At 36.0% G+C, this 20,955-nt stretch carries 7 protein-coding genes; all 7 read left to right on the plus strand.

The annotated features are described in order from the left end of the window. Positions 1 to 375: 375 nt before the first annotated feature. The 7 genes from MWU65_RS03875 (at position 376) to MWU65_RS03905 (ending at position 20,470) form a co-directional block, all read left to right on the plus strand. Entirely contained in the window at positions 376 to 3,261 is a 2,886-nt protein-coding gene (locus tag MWU65_RS03875; protein ID WP_247075854.1) for a two-component regulator propeller domain-containing protein, read from the plus strand. 603 nt (positions 3,262 to 3,864) lie between these two features. Next, complete coding sequence (locus MWU65_RS03880; protein WP_247075855.1) at positions 3,865 to 7,062, plus strand: TonB-dependent receptor; 3,198 nt, start codon at positions 3,865 to 3,867, stop codon at positions 7,060 to 7,062. 8 nt (positions 7,063 to 7,070) lie between these two features. Further along, positions 7,071 to 8,885, plus strand: a complete 1,815-nt coding sequence (locus tag MWU65_RS03885; RefSeq protein ID WP_247075856.1) for a RagB/SusD family nutrient uptake outer membrane protein — start codon at positions 7,071 to 7,073, stop codon at positions 8,883 to 8,885. Positions 8,886 to 8,993: 108 nt separating this feature from the next. Continuing rightward, positions 8,994 to 12,422: a VCBS repeat-containing protein gene (locus tag MWU65_RS03890; RefSeq protein WP_247075857.1), complete on the plus strand. Its 3,429-nt coding sequence runs from the start codon at positions 8,994 to 8,996 to the stop codon at positions 12,420 to 12,422. 5 nt (positions 12,423 to 12,427) lie between these two features. After that, positions 12,428 to 15,760 (plus strand): VCBS repeat-containing protein, encoded by a 3,333-nt coding sequence (locus MWU65_RS03895; protein WP_247075858.1) that lies wholly within the window; start codon positions 12,428 to 12,430, stop codon positions 15,758 to 15,760. Between the two features lie 148 nt (positions 15,761 to 15,908). Then, complete coding sequence (locus MWU65_RS03900) at positions 15,909 to 17,978, plus strand: hypothetical protein (RefSeq protein ID WP_247075859.1); 2,070 nt, start codon at positions 15,909 to 15,911, stop codon at positions 17,976 to 17,978. 53 nt (positions 17,979 to 18,031) lie between these two features. Then, positions 18,032 to 20,470 (plus strand): hypothetical protein, encoded by a 2,439-nt coding sequence (locus tag MWU65_RS03905; protein WP_247075860.1) that lies wholly within the window; start codon positions 18,032 to 18,034, stop codon positions 20,468 to 20,470. Positions 20,471 to 20,955 lie beyond the last annotated feature (485 nt).

Below are 20,955 nucleotides of genomic sequence, written 5' to 3' on the forward strand. Positions count from 1 at the left end.
AGTGGTAGTAGGCCTATATTAACTCACCTAGATAATATAGCTAAATAGATCAGGAATAAGCCCTTGGAAGCCCGCATTTATAGCAAGATTCCAGGATCTTACCATTGGTATGATGTAAGAAGCACTTTTGATTATAAAAAGGGAATTTGCAGTCAGCAATTCCTAGAAGTAGTAAATAAAGATGTAAAATTACAAAGGATTATAAAGGCCATAAAAAAAATGGCAATTCTTGGTCTTAAGCTAAACGAACTTGGAAGTTTATTGGAGAATAGGTAATTTTAAGCGGGAAATGCCATACTAAAAAAACCTTAGTTGCATTTTAAGCTAATGCTTAAATTTATAGTATTATTATTGTAGAGCGTAAAGTAGCAGTTAATGAAAAAAAAATATTTTAGCCTAGTATTATTTCTCATCCTTACTTGTTTTTATGCATGGTCTCAAGAATATCCCTTTGATCATGTAACAACCGTAAATGGGCTGTCGCATAATGAAGTACGGAAGATCACAAAAGATTCGGAAGGGTTTCTATGGTTTGGTACCCAAAATGGTTTAAATAGGTTTGATGGCTACCGTTTTAAAGTTTTTAAAAATAGTCCAAAGGATAGTACTAGTATCCTAGGCGATAAAATATACGCACTTGCGGCAAGTAAGCATAAGTTATGGGTGGGTACCACAACCGGTTTAAGTGTAATTAATACAGCTTCGTTAGAAGTCCTTTCTACCAAAAAACTCTTTGAAACTATTGGTAGCACCTTAATTCTTCATCTATATTCGGGGCCTAATAATACGGTTTGGGCAACTACAGAAGCCCATAATTATATTATTGATGCAACCAGTCTTGAAGTCAAAACAGTTTTAAAGGACTATAAGATCGCATGTGTGGCCAATGGATTAAAAAATACCTATTGGTTAGGAACAGACAAAGGACTCTTGCAATATGATCTTACGCAGTCTAAAGTTCTAAAAACATATGATTTTGGCCGAGGTCACTTTAATGCCTATGATTTGGATGAAATTTATACCAATGATTATGGAGAAATATGGGTAACCCTCGGTAGTACTATATTTAGATACCAATCTGAAAGGGATAGATTTATAGAAGTTTTTAATGGTAAATCGTTAAACTCTATAGCAGAGGATCATAACGGAAATCTCTTATTTGGTAGTTATGGCGAGGGTTTTGTGCGTTACAATAGGGCTAGTGGTCAATTTAAAACTTTTAGTGCAGATCCTGTAAATCGCACAGCATTGAGTAGTAATGATGTCTATGAAATCTTTGTTACGGAAGAAAATACCGTTTGGGTTGGTACCCAAGAGGGGTTAGATTATTATGATTTTTCAAGGCATAGATTTAAAAGTTTGGTTCATTTGCCCAAGGACAGTAATAGTTTAGGCAATAATTTTGTACAGACCATTTACCAAGATAAGGACGGTGTATTTTGGATTGGTATGCGAAACGGAATTGATAAGGTTCTTTTTGAAGAAGGGTACCAAAATCCTAAGGTTATTCATTTTAAGGCAAACGAAAACCTTTTATCTCAATTAAATGAGGATCATATTATTAGTATTTACCGAGACTCTAAAGGGAGAATGTGGATTGCTACCATGAGCAACGGATTGGTTTTGTATGACGATGTAAAACAATTGCTAAAGTGGTTTAAAAATGATCAAAGCAATAGTGAAAGTATTGTTTCCAATTCTGTGCGTTCTATTATGGAGGATCACCTAGGGCGGTTGTGGTTTGGTACCGGCGGAGGCCTTGCTTTGTTAAAGGATAAAGGCAATGGGGATTATGGTTTTGAAAATTTCAGCTATTCTAAATACGATACCGGTTCCTTGCCATTGAACGATATTTATTCAGTTTTTCAGGATAGTAAAAAAAGGATTTGGATTGGGATGAACCATGGAGGGGTTAGCCTTTTAGAAGAACAAGGGAATGGTATTCGTTTTTTAAGGTTCGTAAATGAGCCGACTAATAAAACTTCAATAAGCAATAATGAGGTATTTGTTATTTATGAAGATACGAAGGAACAACTATGGTTTGGTACTTCAGGGGGTGGACTAAATTTATTAAAGGAAGACGGTAATCCTAACTACAACAAAGGGTATTATTTTAAAAGATTTACTGAAGCTGATGGACTTTCAGACAACGAGGTAAATGGCATATTAGAAGATGATTCGGGTAATTTATGGATTGCTACCAATAAGGGGTTGTCTCAGTTTAAGGAAAATAAAGGACAATTTGTAAATTATACAACCTATGATGGCGTGTTAAAAGGGAAGTTTAGAAAAAATGCACAATGGAAAACAAAAGATGGGACACTTTTTTTTGGGGGAACGGCCGGAATTAATTTTTTTAACCCCAATGATTCTAAAGCAAATAATATAGCGCCACAACCGGTTTTTACTGGTTTGTTTATAGATGGGAATGAAATTGTGCAAGGGCAAGAACTAGACGGTAGTATTATTCTTAAAAGCCCTTTAGGATTAGGGTCTTTAATTACACTGCCGGCAAAAGATAACAGATTTGAAATTGAATTTTCTGCCTTGTCTTATACCTCTCCTTTACGCAATGAATATGCCTATAAATTAGAAGGTATAGATGTAGATTGGAATATTACTTCTGATGAGAATCCAAGGGCAAGCTATTCTAAATTACCTAGCGGTCAATATCGGTTTTATTTAAAATCAGCCAATAGCGATGGGGTGTGGAATGAAGATGCTATTCACCTAGACTTTTTGGTGAAAGGGTCTTTTTTTAATGGCAAATTTTTTAAAATTATGGGGATCCTACTTTTTCTATCAACGCTAGTCTTAGGCTATTTACTGTATATAAATTATGGGAAAGGTGGCAGTCTAAAAGAGTTTAACCGAAAAATTAAAAAACCGGTTAAAATATTGGATCCAGAAACTGAATTTGAAATTATAGCAGAAGTTTCGGCATTGGATCAATTGATGAATAGGGAACAACTGTACTTAGATGCGGAATTAAGCTTAAACCAGTTGGCGGAAAAAATGGGAGTTAGTGCAAACCACCTCTCTATGTTGCTTAATGATGCGATAGGAAAGAATTTTTATGATTATGTCAATCATTTTCGGGTAGAGGAAGTAAAACAAAGACTGACAAATCCAAACTATTCAAAACAAACTATATCTTCAATTGGTGGAGATTGTGGTTTCAATTCTAAATCGGCTTTTAATAGAATTTTTAAAAATTCAACAGGTAAAACTCCAAGTCAATATCAAAATAAACCCAGCTAGCATTTGGAAGTGTTTACTATTTAATTTTTCTGTTGTAACAGCGGTTTCAACGGGCCATTATTTATTACTTCTAAGTCTTTAGCTTCTTCTTATAACATTTGGGAAACACCGTTAAATGACCTGTCTATACTTTAGTTCGAATCAAAAAACTACAATTTCTTTTTACTTTTCAGCTCCATATCTAAATTATTTTTGAGCTGTTAGGTAACTTTTAACAGGGCTTCAATTTTGGAATAATGCTTCAATTTAGGGGCTACTCTAGCAAACTAAAGTAGTCTTACAAGGTTAACGTTTCTGTGTCCAAATTTATTTAAGTTAAATGCTTCTTTATCCCTATTTTAAAGGGTTTTTTAGGGAGTTAGCCCATGTCCTAATGCTCATTAGGACACTTTTTAAGCGCATACTTTGTCCTAATTTTTCTTTTAGGTCGATTTTCACTGTGTATTGTGGTAAAATCGTAAGGTATTAGTCTTTATATTAATTAATCTTTATTTCAAATGTTAAAAAACAAATTTTATGATATAAAACACCAATGCTAAAAGTTGTGCTCTTTTCGGGAGTAGCCTTAACTAAGAATAAATAACAATCAAAAACCTATTAAGAATGAAATTTAAAAACTTAAAAAAGTACCAACGAAAATATGCTTGCCTCATAAGGATGTTGCCAGCAGTATTAATTTTGTTTGCATTTACGCCTTTAAAGGCAGGTTCTACCCTAAATGTATATAATCTAGTAGTTCAACAAGAAATAAGTGGAACCATTGTAGATGCATCAGGAAACCCTATTCCGGGCGTAAATGTATTAGTGGTAGGTATGACTACAGGTACAATGGCAGATTTTGATGGAAAATATACGATAACTGCAAATGACGGACAAGTACTGCGTTTTTCCTCTATTGGTTACAAAACCATAGATGTTACTGTAGGAGCTCAGGCATCTTATAATATAACAATGGAAGAAGATGTGAATAGTTTGAATGAGGTTGTTGTAGTTGGGTATGGCTCAACGATTAAAAGAAATTTAACAAGTTCAGTAGCCACAGTATCAGCCGATGAGATGGCTGAAATTCCAGCGACGTCATTAAGTAATGCCATTGCAGGAAGATTAGCTGGGGTTACTATTGAACAAAGTAATGGTAAACCCGGTAGTACTTCAGCAATAACTGTAAGAGGTGCTACATCTGGTGGTTTTGCAGGAAATAGTCTTCCTCTTTATGTTATTGATAATGTAATTGCAACTAAATCACTGTTTGACGCATTAGATGTTAGTGAAGTAAAAAATGTAACTGTTTTAAAAGATGCAGCATCGGCGGCAGTATACGGTGCAAGAGCTGCAAACGGAGTGGTTTTAGTGACTACCAAAACAGGAAAAAGTGGAAAATCTGTGATTAACTTCACACAAACTATTGGTACTACGGAACCGACAAATATTCCCCCAATGATGAATGCTTTTCAAAAAGCTACTATAAATGAAAGTCAAATGGATTTTAATGGTGTGCCTGCAAATGACGCAGCGAGACTGAACCAAACCGAATGGGATTATCTTAAAAACTACAAGAGTCAGACCTTTGCAGAGGAAGCTTCGGGATCACCTGTTTTAACTAGAACAGCACTTTCAGCTTCAGGTGGGTCAGAAAAAATAACCTATTTTATGTCGGGATCTTATGTTAATCAAACTGGAGATTTCGCAAAACTCAAGTATAAAAAAACAAATTTTAGAGCTAATGTGGCGGCGGATATCACAGAAAACCTAAATGTTTCTATGAACATGAGTACTAATAATGACGTGAGAGACGAATTTTATTGGAGATGGAATGGGAGTGATGAAGATTTTGGAGATTTTTATAGAACCGCGAATAGGACTGGAATTTTTGCACCTGGTATTCACAACGGCGAATATGTAGCAAACTTTAACGGTTGGAATCCTGTGCATTTAGCAGATGGAGGTGCGGGTAATAATACGCGTAAAGCTAGAAATATCAATGCTATTATTGATGTAAACTATAAAGTTCCGTTTGTAGAGGGGCTAACTGCAGGTTTAACCTACAACAGATTGAATCAAAGAACAGATCAAACCTTATTTAAAAAAGTAACGCGTGATGTTACTTTTGGTGTAGATCCTAATAATCGTTTTCTTCTTACAGATGACATATTAGGTGTAAGAGTAAGAAGTGATGACGGAGCCGATTCTGATAGTTTAGAAGAGGGAACTGCGGAAGAAGATTCTTATCAATTTAATGCAAGAGTTGCTTATAATAAAGTTTTTGGTGATCACACTGCTAATGGTTTTTTTAATTATGAAGTTTGGGAGCGCTATGATCGCAATTTTTGGGGTAGAAGACGTGGATTGCAAACAGAATTTGTTACTCAGTTATTCGCTACAGACCCAGCTGCGGAAAGTCAATTTGCCAATGGTGGCGGTGGTGAATTTGGAAGGGCCTCTTATATTGGTGGATTAGGATATAATTATAAGGAGAGATTATTTATAAACACAACGTTCAGATACGATGGTTCTACTAAATTTTCTGAAGCTGAACGCTGGGGATTCTTTCCTTCAATTTCATTAGGTTGGATTGCTTCTGACGAAAGCTTTATGTATGATAATACTATTTTTGACTTTCTTAAAGTAAGATTTTCTGCAGGTACTACTGGAAATGACAATGTTGGGAGTTCAAATTTTCCCTACCTTCAAAGTTATAATGTTGGCGGATCTGGAGCTGTTTTTGGAGAATCAGAATCTACTTCAAACTCTGCAGCAATTGGGCCACAGCCAGACATTTTTATCACCTGGGAAAAGCAAACTTCATATAACTTAGGTTTTGATATGCAATTTTTAGAAAGTAAGTTGTCAACTACTCTTGATATTTGGAAAAATGTAAAAACAGATTTATATGGTAGTAGGCAAGAGTTTATACCATCTTCTTCAGGATTAACGCTAGGAAATACGAATTACGGAGGCATTGATATTAAGGGTATTGATCTAGTAGCTTCTTATAAAGACAATTTAAGTGAAGATTTTAGCTTTGACCTAGGGTTTAATTTGGGTTATGCAAAAGATAAATATACTAGTTTGGACGAACCAGAAACGAGAAGAGGATATGAATTATTATTAGGGAATGGAACCAGTAGAATTTGGGGACTTACTGCCTTAGGAATTATTAGAACTCAAGAACAATTAGATGATTTAATAGCTTCCGGTTATACTTATAATAATGCTGCTCCCCAAATTGGAGCCTTGTATTATAAGGATTTAAGAGGGAACGCTCAAGTTGATCCAGATGGGAATACACCTGATGGTAATATTGATGGTAATGATAATAGTTATATTGGTTCAGCCGGCACGGCACCAGTATCTTATGGTGTCCGATTAAATTTAAATTACAAACGTTTTAGCTTACAAGCTTTCGCTCAAGGTTTTGCAGGACATCAAGCTTACCAACCAGCAAACAACAGATTTAATTTTGGAGGCTATGAAAACGCGGCACATATACAATTTGTTGATTCTTGGACCCCAGATAATATAAATGCATCAATGCCTAGATTTGGTTCTCCAGGTCAAGATGCTAACTCAACATTTTGGTTGCAAGACGCAGATTTCTTACGAATGAAAAACTTAAATCTCGCATACGACATACCTGAATCTATTGTTTCTAAAATAGGAGCAGAAAGAATTAGCATATTTGGTAACGGAACAAATCTATTTATGATTTATAGTAAAATTGATGAATTTGATCCAGAGACAAGTGGAAGGGGTATTCCTGTAAATAGGTCTTATAGTTTGGGTATTAATGTTACATTTTAAAAAATAATATGATGAAAATAAAAAATATAAATAAAGTTTTGATACTGTGTTGTTCTTTGGTTTTTATCCAATGTACTGAAGATGCATTAGACAAAACCGATTTAGGAGCAATTAGTTCAGATGTCATTTGGAGTGATCCGCATCTTGCTGAGGGGTTTGTAAATAATATATACACACGAGCACTACCAGGATGGAATGTAAACGCTTCTAGGGCTACAGATGATGCTCAGGGTGCAGACGCACTAATGTATGGTGAAGTAGGAGCAGGATCGCAAGGTATGTATGGGGGTAGTTACACCACAATTAAAGATATTAATATCTTATTAAGAGATGTTGGTTCTGGAACTATTTCGGTTGAAGATCAGGATATATTGAAAGGGCAAGCTCTCTTTTTTAGAGCATACCTTTATTTTAGATTGGTTTCAACTTATGGTGGAGTTCCTATAGTGTTGGAAGCCAAAGATCAATCTGATGTTGAAGCTTTAAAAGTTCCTAGAAATAAAACTTCAGAATGTATGACACAAATTTTATTGGATATGGATGCAGCAATAGCCGCATTACCAGATTCTTATGATGATTCGGATTACGGAAGAATTACCAAAGGTGCTGCTATGGCTATGAAAGGTAGAATATTACTTCATTATGCTAGTGAGCAATTTGATCCTACACAAAGTGCCAACCGTTGGCAAGCTGCCTATGATGCAAACAATGCAGCTTTAACCTATTTGGAATCTCAGGGAAAAGGATTGCATCCTGATTATGCTGGATTATGGTTTGAAGAAGGTGGGTCTAATATAGAGGCTATAATGGTTAGAAATTATACTTTAGACCAATCACACAATCGCGACGCAGGTTGCCGCCCTTTTATAACTGGAACCAATGGAGAATCTTTTGATAAACCTACTAAAGGATTGGTAGATGCTTTCCCCATGAAAGATGGTAAGGCTATTGATGATGTTACAAGTACGTATACCTATGATGATACCGCACTTTGGTTAAACAGGGATCCTAGGTTTGAAGCAACTATAGCTTGGAATGGTTCTATTTGGCCTTTGAATAACCCAGCGCCCAACCGTACCAGTGATTTAGAATGGACTTTTCAGTTGAGTGCTGTAAACGGTGAATCGGATTCTAGAATTACTGCAACTAGTTTTAACTGTAGGAAAGCAATTGATGGCACTATAGAAGGTGGTGCAGCTAGTTTGAGCTCACCAACTGATTGGATTGAAATTAGATTTGCAGAGGTGTTGTTAAATTTAGCAGAAGCAGCCAATGAGATTTCTAATTTTCCTGTTGCCTATGATGCCTTAACAAAAATTAGGGATAGAGCAGGGATAGATCCTGGAGTAGATAATCTATATGGGTTAACTGCAGCTATGACTCAAGACCAGTTAAGAGATGCTATACTGCTTGAAAGAAGATTGGAGTTGGTTTTTGAAGGTAAAAGATCACAAGATTTAAGAAGACGAAGAATGTATGCAACAGTACTTAATGGTACCCATAGATTTGGGTATGAAATTCGGAAGACAGCCGCCTTTGATGCATTAGATGGTACAGCTTTAGTACTAGATGACAGAAAAGCCTTAGAAGTGGGTGTTTTGGATGGTAGTATCAATCTAGATGATCCCACGGAGTACAATACGTATTTTGAAACCAACCTAAGAAGTTTGGAGCGTTTTGGTAGTGTTCTTGTAGATGGTGATCCAATCAATTATTTGGACCAATATTATTTCTATGACATTCCTCAAGGGGACTTAAATAAAAATGTAAACCTTGAGCAAACTGCAGGTTGGCCAGGTGGAACTTTTGATCCATTAGAATAGTTTAAACAATGTTGAAATAGAGTTTGTTAGAGTTTATTTAGTTTAAAAGAGACTGCCATAAACAGTCTCTTTTTTTAATTCTGTAAATTAGACATAATTTAAAATTGTATGATGACATTCACATGTAACCAATCAGAAAAAGCAAAGAATACATTCAAGGTTTGTGTTGTAAATATGACAACAAGGCTAAGGGGGCAAAGTATCTATTTGCTCTGTCTATTGACTTTCACTTTAAGTGGTTTTTCACAATTAAAAGAGGATTCTAAAGATAAGGAGGTATTTACCTTATTAAGTCCCGAACAAACCAAAGTATATTTCAATAATACCCTAACCCAAACAGCAGAAAACAATATTTTTGTATACAAAGGTTTTTATAAAGGAGGTGGCGTTGCTGTTGGTGATCTTAATAATGATGGGTTGTTAGATCTTTACTTTACAGGAAACCAGGTTGGTGATAAATTGTACCTAAACAAAGGTGACTTGCAGTTTGAGGATATTACCCAAGAGGCCGGTATACTAGATAAGAAAGGCTGGTCTACCCATGTAAGTATTGTAGATATTAATAATGATGGTTTTAAGGATATTTATGTGTGCAAAAGCCTTTATGATTCAAATCCTGAGTTAAGAGAGAATGAACTTTATATCAACAATGGGGATCTAACATTTACCGAGGCGGCTGCGGCCTACAATCTCAATGATAGTAATAGAACTACAGAAGCTAATTTTTTTGATTATGATAGGGATGGTGACTTTGATGTATTTTTGATAAACCAACCTAAAAATTCATCCTTTCTTGCACCAGCCACAAATGAACCAAAAATTGAACCTAGGCAGAATTACAGATTACTAGAAAATACGGCTGATGGTTTTCGGCAATCTGCAACCAATGGTGGACTTAGTAATTTTGGATACGGGCTAAGTTCTAGTATCGCTGATTATAACAATGATGGTTGGCAAGATATTTATGTAGCCAACGATTATATAGGGCCAGATTTTTTCTATATCAATAATAAGGATGGCACTTTTACTAATAAAATTTATGACAATGTACAACACACCTCTTACTTTAGTATGGGGTCAGATGTTGGCGATATTAATAATGACGGCTGGTTAGATTTTGTGGTTTTAGATATGGTAGCAGAGGATAATTACAGACTTAAAAGTAATATGAGTTCTATGAATCCGGCAGAGTTTTGGGAGAATGTTAGTCGTGGTGGGCATTACCAATATATGTTTAATACTCTTCAATTAAATAATGGGGTCACCCAAAATGGGGAGCTTAAATTTAGTGAAATTGCACAAATGGCAGGAGTTTCTAGTACAGATTGGAGTTGGTCCCCACTTTTGGCAGATTTTGATAACGATGGTCGTTTAGATCTCTTTGTAACCAATGGTATAAGACATGAGATTGGCAATACGGACGCCTTAAAACAATTAGACCAATATGTTGGGGAAATTGATAAAAAATACAATACCAAGAATGATAAATCATTTGATGCTTGGCAGTACCTAAACCTAGAGAAACTATTGGCTTTCTTTCCGTCAGATAAGATTAAAAATTATATGTTTCACAATACCAACGGGCTTAAATTCAATAAGGTTACAGATCAATGGGGGCTTTCCCAAGAAACATTTTCTACAGGAGCTGCTTATGGAGATTTAGACAATGATGGAGATTTAGATTTGATCGTTAATAATATTGATGAGGTTGCTTATATCTATAAGAATAATACCAATGAAAATAGCAATAACAATTACCTTCGAATAAAATTTTTAAAGGCTAAAAAAGAACAAAGTTTCTTTGGTACAAAAGTAAGTTTATATCATAAAAATGGATTGCAAATATCAGAGCTTACTAATGCACGTGGAATAAATTCCAGTAGTGAAGATCTGGTGCATTTTGGCCTTGGAACTAATTTAAAAGTGGATAGCTTACACATAAGTTGGGCTAATGGAACAACTACGTTGCTAAATAACATCAAAGGAAATAGGACAATTGTTGTTGACTATGATAAGGTGAAAAAGCAAGCAACCAAAGTTCCTAACGAGAAAATTCCAAATTTCCAAGAGGTTACCAATGCGGCTGCTATAGATTTTATACACAAAGAAAATCGTTTTGATGATTACGGTAGAGAAGTTTTGCTGCCGCATAGAATGTCTACTTTGGGTTCTGGTGTGGCTATTGGCGATGTAGATGCTAACGGATTGGATGATTTTTATATTGGTGCCCCCAATGAAGGCCTTGGGAAAATATTTAAACAACAAGAGGATGGCACTTTCCAGGGGAGCTATCTGAGTCTTTCCCCAGACCTAGAAAGGGAAGATATGGGAGCCGTTTTTTTTGATGCAGATAATGACGGGGATCAAGATTTATATGTGGTTTCTGGAGGCAATGAATTTTCCCTTGAGGCAGACAATTACCAAGATAGAATGTATCTCAATAACGGAGAGGGAAAATTTGTGTTGGCTAATACCGCCTTGCCCGTTATAAAGGCAAGTGGTTCAAGGGTAAAAGTAGCCGATTACGATCAAGATGGAGATCTAGATTTGTTTGTTGGTGGGCGTCAGGTTCCTGGACATTATCCCGAGCCTGCCCAAAGTTATTTGTTAACAAACCAATTGGTAGAAACTGGGGAATTGAAGTTTGAAAAAACTGAAGAACAACTCTTAGGTAAATTAGGAATGGTTACAGATGCTGTATGGACAGATTTTGATGGAGACCAAGATTTGGATTTAGTGGTTACTGGTATGTGGATGCCCATAACGGTATTAGAAAACAGGAATGGGGCTTTTGTTAATAGCACTCAAAAATTAGGCTTGCAAGATACTACTGGTTGGTGGTTTAGCATAGCCAAGGAAGATATGGATGGAGATGGAGATGATGATTATGTATTGGGTAATTTAGGCGTCAATTATAAATACAAAGCCTCAGCAAGCGAGCCTTTTGGAGTGCATTATGGAGATTTTGATAATAATGGACACAATGATATCGTATTAAGCTATTATAATTATGGCACTCAATATCCTTTAAGGGGAAGATCTTGCTCTTCACAGCAGATTCCTAGCATCAAGGAAAAATTTGGCACCTATAATGAGTTTGCCTCCTCTAGCCTAACGGAGGTTTATACGGAAGCTTCCTTGGAGAAAGCCCTACAGTATGAGGTAAAAACTTTTGAAAGTGTTAGTATTGAAAATAAAGGTAATGGGGACTTTACCATTAGAGCCTTACCAGATTTGGCACAAATATCAAATATTAATAGTGCTGTAATTTACGATGTAGACAAGGATGGTATTAAGGATATTATTATTGCTGGAAATTTATATGGTTCTGAAATAGAAACTACTAGGAACGATGCTAGTTTAGGGTTGCTTTTAAAAGGTAAGAAAGGCTTTAATTTTGAGGCTGTTCCTATGGGAGATAGCGGATTAAACCTTCCAGAAGACGTAAAGGAATTAAAACTTATAAATTATGGTGACCAAAAAGCTTTGGTGGTAGCTGTAAATAATGGAAGACTAAAACTGATCAAAATAAACTGATTCTTATGCGTCAAAAAAAGTTTGTTGGTATTATTTTCTTTTTACTATTTTTCTGTTTTCAAGCGGAAGCGCAGGATCAGTCCCAGCTTTTTAAGGCAATAAATGCAGAACATTCTCAACTCTATTTTAACAATGTTATAGAGGAAACTCCAGCCTTTAATTACTACACTTTTATGCATATGTATATGGGTGGAGGGGTAGCTACGGCCGATTTTAATAATGACCAATTGCCAGATATCTACTTTACCTCAAATAGAGGTGCTAATAAATTGTTTTTGAATAAGGGGAATTTCCAGTTTGAAGATATCACAGCTGTGGCTAACGTACAAGGTGACGGTGGGTTCTATACAGGAGTAACTACCGTAGATATTAATGATGATGGGTATATGGACTTGTATGTGTGTCGCTCTGGCCCGGAAACTGATCAACCTCAAAATAACCTATTATATATTAATAATGGGGATCTTAGCTTTACAGAATCGGCAGCAGATTATGGTTTGGCAGAATCAGAGAGTCATTCTATTCAATCTAGTTTTTTTGATTACGATAATGACGGTGATTTGGATGTATACATTGTTAATACGCCAGTAGCCTTTAATTTAGCCAATGAAGTTTTCAATTTAGATAAAGTATATGCAAACCCAGCGTTTAAAAAATATGGAGGTGCAGACAAGCTGTATAGAAATAATGGCAACAATACCTTTACCGATGTTTCTGCCGCCTCTGGCATAGTGGCTGATATATTTTTTGGACTAACCGTAGCGGTAACCGATTTTAATGAAGATGGTTTTTCAGATATTTTTGTTGCCAATGATTTTTCTGGACCCGATTTTCTCTATATGAATAATGGTGATGGTACATTTAGTAATAAGGCCCAGCAACTGTTTCAGCATACTTCCAATTACAGTATGGGGGCAGACGTGGCAGATATTAATAATGATGGGCATCAAGATTTATTGGTGTTAGATATGTTGCCAGAAGATTATAAGCGCTCTAAAACTTCTATGAGTATGATGCCAAGGGAGGTGATGTACAATATGGTAGCCTCTGGTTATCATTGGCAGTATATGCATAATGTGTTGCAAATTAACAACGGCATTTTTAAAGACAATCAGCCGCTATTTAAAGACTTGAGCTATTTTTCAGGTATAGAAAATACAGATTGGAGTTGGTCTTGCTTAATGGCAGATTTTGATTTGGATGGCTTTAATGATATCCATGTAACTAATGGGATTCTTAGAGATGTAACCAATATGGACGCCAGAATTGAAGAAAAAAAAGCCGTGCAAAAATTGAAAGAGGACAAGAACTTCATTCCTGGTGCTGCAGAACTAAAAGCAGCAAGAGAACGCTACCCATCGGTTAAATTATCTAACTATTTGTTCAGAAATAAAGGCAACCTTACTTTTGAGGATATCAGTACCAACAATGTAGGTGCACCATCATTTTCAAATGGTTCTGCCTATGCAGATTTTGATAATGATGGGGATTTAGACTTGGTTTGCAATAATGTAAATAACAATGCCTACCTATTGCAAAATTTAGCGGCTAATAAAGAAAATCATTTTTTAAAGATAGCCTTTAACGGACCCGTAAAAAATAACATGGGCTATGGAACAAAAGTAAAAACGGTGGTTGGTAATAAAATTCAGCTGAAAGAAGTACAGGCTACAAGAGGTTACTTTTCGGCCTCTGAACCTATATTAAATTTTGGATTGGGGAAGACAAAAAAGATAGATGAGCTTATCGTGTATTGGCCAGACGGAAAAACACAGCGGTTGTCGAAAGTAAAAACCAATCAAAGAATTGTGCTATCCTATAAAAATGCAATGCATATGCCAATTACAAAAGCTGATAACACTACAGTTTTAAAGGAAACCTATGATTTGGTGTCTCCTAGTTATGTACATACAGATATAGATTATGACGACTTTAAAGATCAACTTTTATTACCACATAAATTAACCAATGAAGGCCCGTGTATGGCCGTTGCAGATGTAAATAATGATGGATTAGAAGATTTTTTTATTGGGGGTGCCGCTTGGTTTACTGGAGCAATTTACTTGCAACAATATGATGGTAGTTTTAAATTATTGCCACAGCTAGATTTTGAAAAAGACAAAAAGAGTGAAGATACAGCCGCTCTTTTTTTTGATGCCAATGGGGATAAATTTGTCGACTTATATATAGTGAGCGGTAGTTATGAAATGGACAAAGGGGATAAGGCATTACAAGATCGCCTATACCTAAACGATGGTAAAGGGGGATTTAGAAAGTCAGAAAATGGTGTGCCATCCATACAAAATTATGGTTCTAGTATAGCCGCTGTGGACTATGATAGCGATGGAGATTTGGATATTTTTGTTGGTGGACAAGTGGAAAAAGGACAATATCCTTTTGCAGCCAACTCATATCTGTTGCAAAATATGGGCAATGGGAGTTTTACAAATGTTTCTAGCCAGGCATTGGAAGCTGTAGGGAATTTGGGGATGGTTACAGATGTACAAGTAAGCGATTTTGATGAAGATGGAGATGATGATTTATTAGTTGTAGGAGAATGGATGCCCATTACTTTTTTAGAGAATGTAAATGGAACTTTTATAAATAGTACGGCCCAATATGGATTTACAGAGACTTCAGGTTGGTGGAATGTAATCACCCCCGCAGATATTGATGGCGATGGACGTATGGATTATATTCTTGGGAATTTAGGACTTAATTACAAATTTAAAGCCAACCCTAAAAAGCCATTTCATATTTATGGGGACGACTTTAATGCTAAGGGTACTGTAGATATTGTTTTGGCAAAAGATATTGATAATGAACTTTTTCCGGTACGTGGTAAAATGTGTTCTGCCCAACAATTGCCATTTATCAAAGATAAATTTCCTTCTTTTAACAGTTTTGCACAAGCGAGTCTAACAGATATTTATGGGGCATCTCCATTGCAAAAGGCTTTACATCTCCAGGTGCAAGAGTTTCGTTCACTCATCTTAAAAAATATGGGTAAGGGTAAGTTTAAAGTGCAACCCCTGCCGTTAGAGGCGCAATACGCCCCTATAAACGGAATTGTATGCCATGATTTTGATGGGGATGGTTATAATGATTTATTAGTGGCAGGGAATAAGTTTGAGGTAGAAGTAGAGACCAGTAGGGCAGATGCAGGTACAGGCTTGCTGTTAAAGGGAAATAAGTCGGGTACGTTTGAATCGGTTCCAGGTTGGGAAAGTGGCTTTTTTGTGCCTGGAAACATAAAATCGTTAAAGAAAATAGCCACTAATAACGGAGTTATGGTATTGGCCGGTGAAAATAATGGCACCTTAAAGGTTTTTAAGTAATAGTAAAAAAAGCTAGGAGGTTGAATAGGAAATTTTTTAACCCATCAGTAGAATTAGTAGGCCCAGTGGAAAGGGTGTTGAAGTACAAAAATATTTTATAAAAATATAAATATTAATAAATTAACAAAGTATAAATAAATCAAAGTGAATGAGAAAAATTATTAGAATAGCAGTCCTTTTTTCAGTTTTAATGGTGATAAGCTGTACTACAGATCAAACGTTTGTTTTGGAAAATGATACTGTTTCCAGAACCATAACAATTGAAGGCAATCAACTTTTTACCACGCAAATAGAGAATAAAATTGCACATAAAAAATTAATTCCAGCTACTAGTCAAGAGTTTAAACTGCGTATTTCTAAAGGTACACATACCCAAGGAACAGATATTGAATTGACCTCTAAAGATTTCGATTTCGTAAAAATTATCAAAGAAGAAGAAGGCGAACTGGGCTTTTTGTTAACCAACAAAACCCATGGATTAGACGTTGAGGTTCATTATGAATTGGAACCCGGAGATTTTTATATTCGCAAATATTTAAAAATAAAAAGCAGCACGCCAATTGCATTGGAACGCATAGATATAGAAGTGTTCTCTCTAGAAGATATTTACCAGCCGTATCAAATTAAACAAATTACGGCCCAAGGGGTGGCCAAGTGGCGACCAGGCTTGGGGCAACCGCTATATACTTCAAAATCTGCTGTTTTTTTAGGAGTAGAGTTTCCAGCGGCTGATAATTTTGTAAATAACGGAATTGGTTATTGTGGTTATTTGTGGGGTAAGGAAATAAAAGAGGGGGAGTTATACACATCGCATAAGGCAGTATTAGGGGTTGCTGATGATCCAAATTTTATAAAGGATAGCTTTTATGATTATATAGATGCTGTACGAATAAGGCCGTTGCGCTTACAGGTACAATACAATAGTTGGTTCGATTTCTACAGTAGTGTAGACCAAGATAAGTTTGCCGAAAGTGTCTCAGAAATAAACCAAAAATTAGTCGAAGAAAGAGGCGTAAAGCCACTTAGTGCCTATGTAATTGATGATGGTTGGCAGGATGTTAATGCAGACTGGTCCGACAAAGCCTGGAAGGTAAATCATAAGTTCGATTCCAATTTTATGAGTAGTACTACCAATGTGCAAAAAGCAAATTCTAAGTTGGGATTATGGATGAGCCCGGGCTTGCTATTTGGTGCACAGCCGGCAGCCCAGAAATATAAGGCACAAGGGTTTGAAACCATGGGGAAATGGATGTCTATGGCTGGTCCTAAATATATGCAGTTGTTAGAAGATCGCATTGTTGAATTAACCAAAAATGGAGTGTCTTATTTTAAATTAGACGGGGTATTTGGTCATTTAAACACCCGTGAATTTGAATTGCATGGCGACCGTTATGGCATACCAACTATGCCGCAATTGGGAACAGATTCCATAGCGCCTTCAGATCCTATTTTAAACGATCCAAAATTTGATGAGCTCAAAACCTATTATTTGGTGGCAGGTACAGAACGTTTAATGCAACTTTTTAAAAAACAACATGAGGTAAATCCTAATGTTTATGTCGTGATTTCTAACGGTGCCTATTTAAGTCCTTGGTGGCTTATGTACATAGATGCTGTATGGATGATAAATGCAGGTGATGCTGCAGGCGGCAGCAATAGAACCCAAGAGTTGGTGTATAGAGATGGTGTATATTACGATACTTGGCAAATGGAAAACACCCAATTCCCAATCCATTCCGTATTTAACCACGAACCTAAAAAAGTAAAAACGGGTGAAAGCCCAGAGGCATTTGCAGAATACCTTTGGATGAACCTTTCTAGAGGAACCGGTTTTGTAGAGATTTATATAAAAACAAAACAACTGTCTTCCAGTGATTGGGACGTTTTGGCCGAAGGATTAAAATGGGTAAATTCCGCTTTTCCAAATTTCAAAAGAGCTAGAATGCACGGAGGCAATCCTACCTCAGCTGAGGTTTACGGTTATACTGGCTGGACCAAAGACAGTGGCTATATTTCCTTTCACAACCCATCCCAAGAGATCAAATCATATACGGTAACCTTAGATAGGGCGTTTGGACTCATCCCAGGAAAGCAAGACTATACCTTATCATCGCCCCTTGGTGTATCCGAGGAATTCAACAATAAAACGCTTGCCTATGGGAGCGATTTAAAAATAAGTTTGGGCCCTGGAGAAGTAAAAGTCCTGGACTTTAAATAATGCCTAAAATGAATAACAATGGATGACCAAATTAAACTTAATAAAATCAATTTATGAAAACTATAATTTTACAAATTGCTCTTGTTGCTACTTTGTTTGTGTCTTGTTCCAGTGATAATGGAATGGTATTCACGGCTGGTGATTTAATGATAGGAATGAACGGCAAAGGAGCAATTGTTGAACTTGAAGACCAAAAATCTAAGACAAATTATTTATTTAAGGATACGGTTCCAAATACAATTTTAGCCATAAAAGTAAACGGAAAATTAGAATATCCGCAGACCATAAAGGCCAACGAAGACGGGAAAACTCTGGTTCTAGAATATCCTAAAAATATGGTAGAAGCCCAGTTGCAAGTGGTGGAAAAAGAAAATTACCTCACTTTTGAGCTAATTGCTATAACCAAGGAAGCCGAGATAGAACTGGTACTTTGGGGCCCCTTTAAAACTACCATCCATCAAACTGTTGGAGAAACTATTGGGGTTGTTCGGAATTCGGAATTCTCCATAGGGATACAAGCTTTAAATTTGCGAACTTTAGGCGGCTACCCCTTAGAAGATGGTGATGATGGTACCCCTTCCTATAATATATTTGGTACTACAAGTTTGGTTGATGTTTCTGATTCTTTGCAAATCTTATACCGTGGGCATACAGCTTTACCTAAGGATTACGGCAGTTCCATACAAGCCTATACTAGAAATAGAAGTAAAGAGCGCATTGTTAAGACTATGAATCACCAAAGTTATGTGGCACCAATTTATAAAGATCTCGGCATCATAGGTTCTAAAATAGCACTTTTTGGTTGTGCGCCAGAAGAGGTGTTAAATACCATAGAAAAAATTGAACTGGCAGAAGGGTTGCCGCATCCAACATTAAATGGGGAATGGGCAAAACGTTCAAAACTAGCATCTTCTGCTTATCTAATTCAGAATTTTGGAATGGAATCTATTGACGAAGCCATTGCCTTAACAAAAAAGGCAGGGTTAAAATATTTGTACCAATCAGGTCCCTTTAAAAATTGGGGCCAATTTGATTTGTATGACGATGCATTTCCTGATAATTGGGAGAGCTTTAAGGCGTGTGTGCTTAAGGCGGAAAAAGAGGGGATAAAACTTGGAGTACATACACTGTCGAATTTTATAACAACCAATGATGCCTATGTTACCCCTGTTCCAGACAAGCGATTAGCCAAAGTAGGTGCTAGTAGCTTGGTGAACGATATTGATGCTTTAGCTAAAAACATTGAGATTAATGATCCTGTATTTTTTAACCAAATGAAAAATAATAGTCTTCATACAGCAATGTTAGGGGACGAATTAGTGCGGTATGAATCAGTTTCGGAAACTGCTCCGTGGATCTTGAAAAACTGTGAACGAGGTGCTTTTGGTACTCAACCAGCAGTTCATAAAAAAAATACTATGATTTCTAAATTAGCAGATCACGGTTATAAAACATTCTTAACAAGTGCAGAACTTGGAAAAGAAATGTCTGCTACACTTGCTGATTTTTATAATAAAACCGGCACCAAACAGATCTCATTTGACGGTCTTGAAGGTAATTATTCTACTGGAATGGGTGCCTATGGAGAGTTATTATTTGTAGACAGTTGGTATCAAAATTTAGCCCCAGAAATAAAGAATGATTATATAATGGATGCTAGTAAACCTGGTCATTATTTCTGGCATATGTTTACCCGTATGAACTGGGGAGAACCATGGTACGCCGGTTTTAGAGAAAGTCAAACTGCTTATAGGTTGCTCAATCAAGATTATTTTAGGAGAAATTTTATACCTAGTATGTTGGGTTGGTTTAGCATGCGGGCTACCACCAGTTTAGAAGATATAGAATGGATGTTAGCCAGGAGTGCAGGTTTTGATGCCGGATACGCCTTGGTAACCTCACCAAAGCTCATTGCGGAGAATGGATTTGGCGATGAGATTTTGGAAAAAATTAAACAATGGGAAAGAGCAAGAACCTCAAATTCATTTTCTGTGGAACAGAAGAAGAAAATGGAGGATATAAATAATGAATATACTTTGCAGACCGTTTCTGATGATAGCTGGAATTTAATCCCCTATGATGTAAGTAGGTTTGAACATCAATTGAAAATTAGGCAACCAGGAGAACCTGTTTGGACAGAATTTGAATTGGAAAATAAAAATGTAGAACAGCCATTGCAGTTTATTCTAACAACAAAAAATAGCACAATTTCTAATATCAGTATGGAAATAGATAACTATAAAAAAATTGTTTTTAATATCAGTTTAGCACCAAAACAGTATTTAAAATATACTGGAGGTAATGAAGTTATACTATACGATGAAACTTGGCACAAGATTAAAAGTATAACTGTAGATCCTCAGAAATTAAATATGGCATCGGGTTCGCATAAGTTAAAAATTGATTGTAAATTTTCGGCTAAGGAAGATGCTAGTTTAAAACTAGAAGTAAAAACTGTTGGTAATTCAGAAAATATTCTAATGAAAAAATAGTTCCTTGACCATAAAACTGTAATTTTAAGATTTCTAGGGTAATAGTTTTTTTGCGTATCCTGGTAATGTTTAGAATTAAGAGTGTATAAAAATTGACAGGCATCAGGCTATAGTGCTATATTGTTTTAAAAAAAAATGATTTTGGCTTATTAGAGAAATGGGGGTAGCCTGTATATTAAAGGTGACTTGAAATAATATAGATTCTAAAACGACTGTTCACTACAGTCGTTTTTTTTGCCTTGGACAATATAAAAATACTGTATATATTCTCGTTGGAGCCACGGATTAAAGGGGTCTATATTACGGGGATTTGAATAAAGTGTTGTGCGGGTCTTGTTCAACGGAATTTATATTCCCTTGGTTCTTGTTATAAAGAATAATGAAAAAGTAAAAATTTGTGTTAATTAACTTTCCGGTAGTGTTGCTATTTTAAAGCAAATGGAAGCTGAATTGCACGAAGGGATAGGATAGTAATTTCAAATGAG

It is taken from the genome of Cellulophaga sp. F20128 (assembly GCF_023015805.1).
Lineage (GTDB): Bacteria > Bacteroidota > Bacteroidia > Flavobacteriales > Flavobacteriaceae > Cellulophaga.